General features: G+C 73.8%; 7 protein-coding genes and 2 pseudogenes. 7 read left to right on the forward strand and 2 right to left on the reverse strand.

The window, feature by feature from the left end; all coding sequences use genetic code 11:
- From HUW36_RS19820 to HUW36_RS19830, 3 genes and pseudogenes are all read left to right on the forward strand, one after another.
- Positions 1-1,317, forward strand: a pseudogene (locus tag HUW36_RS19820) (amidase); the annotation flags it as partial.
- Between the two features lie 56 nt (positions 1,318-1,373).
- On the forward strand, positions 1,374-1,676 hold the full coding sequence (gene ctaJ / locus HUW36_RS19825; RefSeq protein ID WP_484502598.1) for an aa3-type cytochrome oxidase subunit CtaJ: 303 nt from the start codon (positions 1,374-1,376) through the stop codon (positions 1,674-1,676).
- On the forward strand, positions 1,663-2,076 hold the full coding sequence (locus HUW36_RS19830) for a DUF5130 family protein (RefSeq protein ID WP_174529543.1): 414 nt from the start codon (positions 1,663-1,665) through the stop codon (positions 2,074-2,076). The genes ctaJ and HUW36_RS19830 overlap by 14 nt, the downstream gene beginning before the upstream one ends.
- Positions 2,077-2,306: 230 nt before the next feature.
- On the opposite strand, the gene pepN is transcribed toward HUW36_RS19830, so the two are convergent.
- Entirely contained in the window at positions 2,307-4,853 is a 2,547-nt protein-coding gene (pepN, locus tag HUW36_RS19835) for an aminopeptidase N (protein WP_174529548.1), read from the reverse strand.
- A 229-nt stretch (positions 4,854-5,082) separates the two neighbouring features.
- On the opposite strand from pepN, the gene HUW36_RS19840 reads away from it, so the two are divergent.
- The 4 genes from HUW36_RS19840 (at position 5,083) to HUW36_RS19855 (ending at position 8,097) form a co-directional block, all read left to right on the forward strand.
- On the forward strand, positions 5,083-5,706 hold the full coding sequence (locus HUW36_RS19840) for a mycothiol-dependent nitroreductase Rv2466c family protein (protein WP_174529544.1): 624 nt from the start codon (positions 5,083-5,085) through the stop codon (positions 5,704-5,706).
- A gap of 190 nt (positions 5,707-5,896) precedes the next feature.
- Complete coding sequence (locus tag HUW36_RS19845) at positions 5,897-6,223, forward strand: hypothetical protein (RefSeq protein WP_246248234.1); 327 nt, start codon at positions 5,897-5,899, stop codon at positions 6,221-6,223.
- A 128-nt stretch (positions 6,224-6,351) separates the two neighbouring features.
- On the forward strand, positions 6,352-7,551 hold the full coding sequence (locus HUW36_RS19850; protein WP_174529546.1) for a DUF1015 family protein: 1,200 nt from the start codon (positions 6,352-6,354) through the stop codon (positions 7,549-7,551).
- Positions 7,552-7,626: 75 nt separating this feature from the next.
- Entirely contained in the window at positions 7,627-8,097 is a 471-nt protein-coding gene (locus tag HUW36_RS19855; RefSeq protein ID WP_091571788.1) for a ribose-5-phosphate isomerase, read from the forward strand.
- A gap of 34 nt (positions 8,098-8,131) precedes the next feature.
- Here the strand turns inward: HUW36_RS19855 and HUW36_RS19860 are convergent.
- Positions 8,132-8,350 (reverse strand): annotated as a pseudogene (locus HUW36_RS19860) (hypothetical protein); the annotation flags it as partial.

The raw sequence follows: 8,350 nt of genomic DNA on the forward strand, positions 1-8,350 counted from the left end.
CGAGCGCGCCCGGGCGGCGGCACGGGCCGCCGACGCCGCCCCGGCCGACACCCGCGGGCCACTGCACGGCGTGCCGACCGCGATCAAGGACCTCACGCTGACCGCCGGGGTACGGACCACCTTCGGCTCCGCCGCCTTCGCCGACTTCGTCCCGCCGGTCGACGCCGACGTGGTCCGCTTCCTGACCGCCGCCGGCCTGGTCAGCCTCGGCAAGACCACCACCTCCGAGCTGGGCTGCTCGCTCTACTCGGAGGGGCGGGTGGCACCGCCGGCCCGCAACCCGTGGGACCCGGCGTACACGGCGGGCGGGTCCAGCGGCGGCGCGGCCGCCGCGGTCGCCGCCGGGCTGGCGCCGGTGGCCCAGGGCTCCGACGGCGGCGGGTCACTGCGCATCCCGGCCGCGCTCTGCGGCCTGGTCGGCTACAAGCCGAGCCGCGGCCTGGTCTCCGGTGGCCCGCTCGGCTTCGGCGCGTTCGGGCTGCCCACCAACGGCCCGCTCGGCCGCACCGTCACCGACGTGGCGGCGTTGCTCGACGTGCTGGCGCAACCGGTGCCCGGGGAGCCCTACCTCCCGCCGGCCGCCCCGGCGGGCGGCACCTCGGCGTCGCCCGCGCCGCCGCCCCCGGCCGGCTGCGGATCGGTCGCTTCACCACGCCGATGCTCGCCGACGAGCCGGTCCACCCGGACTGTGTCGCCGCCGTCGACCGGGCCACCGCCCTGCTCGCCGAGGCCGGCCACGAGGTGGTCGAGGTCCCCGCGCCGCTCGGCCCGGAGGCCTGGCCGATGTTCGAGACCGTCTGGTACGCGCTGGCGCTCGCCCCGGTGCCCGCCGACCGGGAGGACGACCTGCTGCCGCTGACCCGGTTCCTCCGCGAGCGGGGCGAGGCGATCGGCGCCGCCCGGCTGATGGCCGCGCTCGGCGAACTCCAGGCCCAGGTACGCCGCGGGGTGCGCCGCACCGCCGGCTGCGACCTGCTGCTCTGCCCCACGCTGGCGGCGCCGCAGGCGCCTGTCGGCGCGTTCGCCGCGCTCGACCCGGCCGAGGATTTCGACAGGCAGCGCCGCTTCTCGCCGTACTGCGCCGTCTTCAACGTCACCGGCGACCCGTCCGTTTCGCTTCCGGTCGGCCGGACCGCCGGGGGCCTGCCGGTCGGGGTGCTGCTCACCGGCCGCTACGGCGACGACGCGACATTGATCGCCACTGCCGCGCAACTGGAGCACTGCTGTGGCGGATGGGATCAGCACCCCGCAATCTGGCGGGCCGCCGACTCCGCTAACGTGAACATCACAAGCGAGGTCGGGCGCGGCCCGTCGTGACCGTCCACCCGACCCGGAACATTCCTGGTCTCTCTTTCCGCCTGGGGGCGTTGGGATTGTCTGTTACCGAGACAGTGGTGGTCTTCGTCGGCATCCCGCTCGCCGCGGTGCTGGTGATCGCCGGTCTGGCGGCCGTCGGCAGCCGTGGCGGCGGTGGCGGCGCCAAGCGCTACCGGCCGGGCCGGCCCTTCGACTTCACTCCGGTCTGGTTCCTGGGCCGCCCGGAGCAGCTGGCCGACTCGGCCGGCACGGCGCTGACCGCCGGGGCGCAGGCCCCGGCGCTGACCAGCCGCAAGCAGGAGCAGGCCGGCCGGGAGGCGCCGGCCGGTGGAACCGGAGGCGCAAGTGACCGTTGGTGAAGCGCGGCCCACGACCGGGACGGGCACCCCGCCCGACGTGCTGGACGGGCCGTTCTCGACCCGGCAGCTGCTCCGCATCGACGAGGCGCTCCGCCTGGCCGACCAGGGCACCGGCCTGGTCTTCTCGGTCTACGTGGGCGGCCTCGACGAGCCGATCCGCGAGCACGCCGAGCGGCTGCACCGGCAGCTCGCCGAGCCGGACAAGTCGGTGCTGATCGCCGTGTCGCCCAACCAGCGGCAGCTGGAGATCGTCACCGGCAGGTACGCCCGCAAGCGCATCCCGGACACGTACGCCAAGCTGGCCGCGCTCTCCATGGTGGCCGCCTTCGGCGGCGGCGACCTGGCCGGCGGCGTCATCCAGGGCCTCGACCAGCTCGCCAGCCACGCCGGCAAGGGCTGAGCGCCCGCCGACAGACACGACGAAGCCCGGCCCACGTCCGCGTGGGCCGGGCTTTCTCGTGGTCTCAGCGCGGCGAGGCGGAGGGCCATGCGCAGATCGTCCGCCAACTCCTGGTGGGCGAACCCCGGGTGGGATCACGTGCGGGCTCCCGTCGACGATCTCGTAGCGGTGAACGGCCGGGGTCGGCGCGGGCTCCCACCCGCGCCGGCCCCGGCCGTCGTGCTCCGTGCTCAGGCGCTGCGGGCGTCCCGCTCGCGGGCCTTCAGCGCGCGCACCACGCCGTCGCGTCCCTCGGCCACCAGCCGTCGCAGCGACGCCGGCTGGCCGTCCCGGGCCAGCCACGCGTCGGTGGCCGCGACCGTGTCCTCGTCGACCAGGTACGCCGGGTAGGCGAGCTGCACGAACTCCTGCGCCGGCTCGCTGTCCCGCTGCGCCCAGACCTGGTCGACGGTGGCGAAGTAGCGCTCCCGGTAGGGCGCGGTCAACTCGACCTGCGCCGGGTGGGTGAAGCCCTGCAGCAGCGCCCGGTTGCGCCAGTTGGGCAGCGCGTCCGGGCCGGTGAGCTGCGCCCAGACCGCGGCCTTGTTCGCCTCGGTCGGCACCAGCGCGTACGCGTACGCGGCCTCCCGCTCGCCGCTGGCCGTGCGGTCGCCCGCCAGCTCCGCGTCCACCTCGGCCGTGCCCGCCGCACCGTTGGCGACGAGCGACTGGAGCACCGTCCAGCGCAGCTCGGTGTCGACGGTCAGCCCGTCCGGCACCCCGTTGCCGTCCAGCCAACCCCGCAGCGTCGCCAGGTCCTCGCCCGAGCGGGCCGACGAGGCGTAGGCCCGGGCCCAGGCGAGCTGGAAGCCGCTGCCCGGCTCGGCCGCGGTGAGCGCGGTCCGCGCGGTGCGGGCCAGGTCGGCCCAGCCGGTCGGCGCCCACGCCGGGTCGGCGTAGAAGGTGAGCGCGGTGGTCGCCTGTCGCAGGATCGCGGTGACCAGGTTGATGTCGGTGTCCTCGGTCAGCCCGGCCAGCACCAGCGTCACGTAGTCCCGGGCGGACAGCTCGGCGTCGCGGGTCATGTCCCAGGCGGCCGTCCAGCACAGCGCCCGGGCCAGGGACGAGTCGAAGTCGGCGATGTGCTGCACCACCGTCGACATGGACCGCTCGTCCAGCCGCAGCTTCGTGTAGGAGAGGTCCTCGTCGTTGAGCAGCAGCACGTCCGCGGCGGGCTTGCCGTGCAGCGCGGTCAGCTCGGTCACCTCACCTGTCACGTCCGTCTCGACCAGCTCGCGGCGGACCAGCCGGCCGTCGGTCAGGTCGTAGAGACCCACCCCGATCCGGTGGGTACGCAGCGTCGGGTACCCGGCCGGCGCCTCCTGCCGGACCAGCACCCGCTCGTACGCGCCTTCGGCGCCGATCGTGACGTCCGGACGCAGCGTGTTGACCTGCGCCGTCTCCAGCCACTGCGCGGCGAACTTGCGCAGCTCCCGGCCGGAGGCCGCCTCCAGCTCGGAGAGCAGGTCGTCGAAGGTGGCGTTGCCCCACGCGTGCTTGCCGAAGTAGGCGCGCAGGCCGGCCAGGAACGGCTCCTCGCCCACGTACGCGACGAGCTGCTTGAGCACGCTGGCGCCCTTGGCGTACGTGATGCCGTCGAAGTTGACCTCGACGGCCTCCAGGTCCGGCATCTCGCAGTAGACCGGGTGGGTGGAGGAGAGCTGGTCCTGCCGGTAGCCCCAGTTCTTCCGGATGGACAGGAACGTCGTCCAGGCGTCGGTGAAGCGGGTGGCGTGGGTGTTGCACCAGTGGCTGGCCCACTCGGCGAACGACTCGTTCAGCCACAGGTCGTTCCACCAGCGCATGGTGACCAGGTCGCCGAACCACATGTGCGCCAGCTCGTGCAGGATCGTGTTGGCGCGCTGCTCGTACTCGAAGTCGGTGACCTGGGACCGGAAGATGTAGTGCGACTCGGCGTGCGTGACGCAGCCGAAGTTCTCCATCGCGCCGGCGTTGAAGTCGGGCACCCAGAGCTGGTCGTACTTGGGCAGCGGGTAGCGCACGCCGAACTTCTCCTGGAAGAAGTCGAAGCCCTGCGTGGTGATCAGGTGCAGGTCGTCGGCGTCCAGGTGCGGGGCCATGCTGGCCCGGCAGAAGTAGCCCATGTCGATGCCGTCGTGGGTGTGGCGCACCTCGTGGTACGGCCCGGCGCAGAGCGCGGTGATGTAGGTGCTCATCCGCTCCGACAGCGCGAAGTGCAGCGTCTTCAGGCCCTCCCCGGCGGCCTCCTCACGGGCCACCGGCATGTTCGACACCACCTTCCAGTGGTCCGGAACGGTGGCGTGCCAGGTGTAGACGCTCTTCAGGTCGGGCTGGTCGAAGCAGGCGAAGACCCGCTGCGCGTCGGCGGTCTCGAACTGGCTGTAGAGGTAGGTCTCGCCGTCCACCGGGTCGACGGTGCGGTGCAGGCCCTGCCCGCTGTTGGAGTAGCCGAAGTCGGCGTCGACCACGAGCACGTTCTCGGCGGCCAGCCCGGTCAGCGTGAGGCCCTTCTCGGCCGACCAGTCGGCCAGGTCGACCGGGGTGCCGTTGAGCGTGGCCGAGCGCACCGACTCGGCGGCCACCTCGATGAAGGTCTCCGCGCCCGGCTCGGCGCAGCGGAACCGGACCTCGGTCACCGAGCGGAACGTGCGGCCGGTGGGCTGCACGGCGGTCGACAGGTCAAGACTGATGTCGTACCCGGTCACCTCGAGCAGGCGGGCCCGCTCGGTCGCCTCGACCTGGGTCAGGTTGCGCACTCCCGGCACTGTTCGTCTCCATCCCACTCGTCTCGCCGCGCCCCGCGGCACCGGCCTCGCCCCAGTCCGCTCGTGGCGGCCGGCCGAAACCGAGTCTTCCATGCACACACCGCCTTCGGTGGTCGAGGTCACGCTCTCATTCCGGTACCGGTCGATGCGGCTCGGGGTGAGGATCGGAGGTGAAGGCGCCGGGGCTCCCGGCGCGGGGAAGTCGTGAAGGGATGACACCGTGACCGAACGTGTCACCGCGGACATGTGGTTCGACCCGCTGTGCCCCTGGGCGTGGATCACCTCCCGCTGGCTGCTGGAGGTCGAGCAGGTCCGGGACGTGGACATCCGGTTCCACGTGATGAGCCTGGCCGTGCTCAACGAGGGGCGGGACCTGCCCGAGGAGTACCGGGACCTGATGCGCAAGGGCTGGGGTCCGGTACGGGTGTGCATCGCCGCCGAGCAGGCGCACGGCGGCGAGGCGCTGGCGAAGCTCTACACCGCGATGGGTACCCGGATCCACCTCGGCAAGGAGGAGTTGGGCCGGGACATGCTGGTGGGCGCGCTCACCGACGTCGGCCTGGACCCGGCGCTCGCCGACGCCGCCGACTCGACGCAGTACGACGACGCGCTGCGGGCCAGCCACGAGGCGGGCATGCGGCCGGTCGGCACCGAGGTGGGCACCCCGGTGGTCCACGCCCCGGGTCCGGACGGCCGGCAGGTGGCGTTCTTCGGTCCGGTGATCACGCCGGCGCCGAAGGGCGAGGCGGCCGGCCGGCTCTGGGACGGCGTGCTGCTGGTCTCCGCCACGCCCGGCTTCTACGAGCTCAAGCGCACCCGCACCCAGGGCCCCATCTTCGACTGAGGTGCAAGGAAGGGCCCCTTGTTAACGCCTCCGGTAGAGGAGGGGCCCCCGCTTAACACGCACCGAGCCCCGCGTCGCCCGTCACCGGGTCGGCGCGGGGCTCGTTTCACCGGGTGTCCCAGCCGGCGGCCCCGAGCGAGGCCGCACCACGGCAGCTCCTGGAGGCGTTCCCATGGGTAAGCACCGCCGCATGTCCGACGACGCGCCGCAGCCGGCGACCGAGGACTCCGGTGCGACGTACTGGTCGGTGGTCGAGGGCGACTGGCCGGCCGGCCCGGCCGACCTGGCCGACCTGCTGGCCCCGCCGATCGTGGTCGGCGTGGCCCGGGTGGTGGCCACCTCGCGGATGACCCCGCCCGAGGCCGATCGGCCCGTTCGCGTCCCGGCGCGGTCCGGCGCCGCCGGCCACCCGGCCACCGCCGGGGCGACGACGGTACGCCTCAACGCCGGCTCCCGCCCGGCCGCGCCGACCCGCCGCCCGCCGGTCCCGGGCCGGCACCGCAACTCCACCGCCTGAGCCGAGCCGGTGTTAAGCGGGGCCCCCTCCTCTACCGGAGGCGTTAACAAGGGGCCCTTCCTTTCACCTGGTGGAAGGGGGCGAGTCCGGCGGCGGCGTGCAACGGCGCCCGGGTAGCGTCAGCGGGCATGACGGTCGTGCATCCGATCACCCGGGCCTGGATCACCACTGGCGGCACCGGCGCGCAGAACTACGACGAGTTCGCCGACGACGCGGAGATCACCGCCATCGTCGAGGCGAACCCGCACTCTGCCCTGGGCATCGAGATGCCCCACCGGGCGCCGGGCAGCCTGGGGAAGTCCTTCCTCGACGCGCTCCCGGACGCGGTGGCCCGCCTCGGCGAGGCCAAGGCGGACGGCAGCTACACCCCGGCCGAGCAGGTCGTGGTGCTCTACCGGATCAGCGCGCCCGGCGAGGAGAGCGCGTACGGGTTGTGGGCGATGGTCGACACCGACCAGATCTCCACCCGGGCCGACGAGCCGGGTCTGGTGATCCGCAACGAGGACGTGTTCATCGCCAAGGTGCGCGAGCGCGTCGCGTTGGCCGAGGCGCTCGGTCACCTGCTCTCGCCCGTACTCCTGCTCCAGACCGGGCGGGGTGACGAGCTGCACGCCGCGCTCGCCACGGCGACCGAGGCGGCCGGCGCGCCCGCCGCGACCGACGTCGACCAGTCCGGCCGTACCCACGCCATCTGGCTGGTCGGGCCGGGCCCGGAGCAGGACGAGCTGACCGCGCTGGCCGGCGGCGGAGAACTGGTGGTGGCGGACGGCAACCACCGCAGCCTGGCCGCCCAGACCGGCGGCTTCCCGCGCTTCCTGGCGGTGGTCACCACGCCCGCGTCGGTCGCCATCCAGCCCTACAACCGGCTGGTCAGCGAGCTGACCACCACCCCGGACGAGCTGCTCGACCGGCTCCGCGCCGCCGGCGCGGAGGTCACCGGGGTCGACGGCCCGGTCGGGGTGCCGGCCGACGGCGGCACCGTGCACCTCCACCTCGCCGGCCGGGGATACGCGGTGACGCTGCCGCACGTCGGCGCCGGCCGGTTGGAGAACCTCGACCACGCGCTCGTCGAGCGGCTGCTGCTGCGCGACGCGCTGGGTCTCGACCCGGGCGACAAGCGGATCACGTACGTGGGCGGCGACTACCCGGCGAGCTGGCTCACCGGTGAGGTCGACGCCGGCCGGGCCGAGCTGGCCGTGCTGGTGGCGCCGGTGACCGTGGACGACTTCGTCGCGGTCAACCTGGCCCGGGAGAAGATGCCGCGCAAGAGCACCTGGTTCACCCCGAAGGCGCGGGCCGGGCTGGTGGTGGCGGAGCTGCCGCGCTGACCGGCGTGTGACGAATCCGCCTCCGGGTCGCCGCCCGCGCGCCGGCCCGGGGGCAGGCCTGTCAGACTGCGCGGTATGCGCGTCTACCTGGGATCCGACCACGCCGGCTTCGAGTTGAAGGTGCACCTGGCCAACCACCTGGCCAAGCAGGGCTACGAGGTGGTGGACGTCGGTCCGCACGCCTTCGACCCGGACGACGACTACCCGGCGTTCTGCCTGCACACCGGTGACCGGGTGGTCGGCGACCCGGGCAGCCTGGGCGTGGTGATCGGCGGCTCGGGCAACGGCGAGCAGATCGCCGCGAACAAGGTGGCCGGCGTCCGGGCGGCGCTGGCCTGGAACGTGGACACCGCCCAGCTCTCCCGGGAGCACAACGACGCCAACATCGTCGCCATCGGTGCCCGCCAGCACACCCTGGACGAGGCCACCGCACTGGTCGAGGCGTTCCTGACCACGCCGTTCTCCGGCAACCCCCGGCACAGCCGGCGGATCGCCCAGGTGGCCGACTACGAGCAGAGCCGCCGGCTGCCCGAGCTGCCCGCCTGACCGCGTCCGGCCGCACCCGCCCGGGTGCGGCCGTTCAGCGTCCGCCGCGCGGCAGCTCCTCGCGGGGCACCCAGTTGCGGCGGACCAGCACCACCCGTTCCTCGGCCTCGGCGAGGTCGTCCCCGGTGGGGCGGGCGGCGTCCCGGGCCCGCATCGCGGCGGTCACGCTCACCTGCGACGACCCCGAACCGACAAGGCCGCGCAGCCCGCGCTCGCCCTCGTCGGCGGCGGAGCCGGCGCGCCGGCCCCGTGG

This window comes from Micromonospora maritima, from assembly GCF_902825405.1.
Taxonomy (GTDB): Bacteria; Actinomycetota; Actinomycetes; order Mycobacteriales; family Micromonosporaceae; genus Micromonospora; species Micromonospora maritima.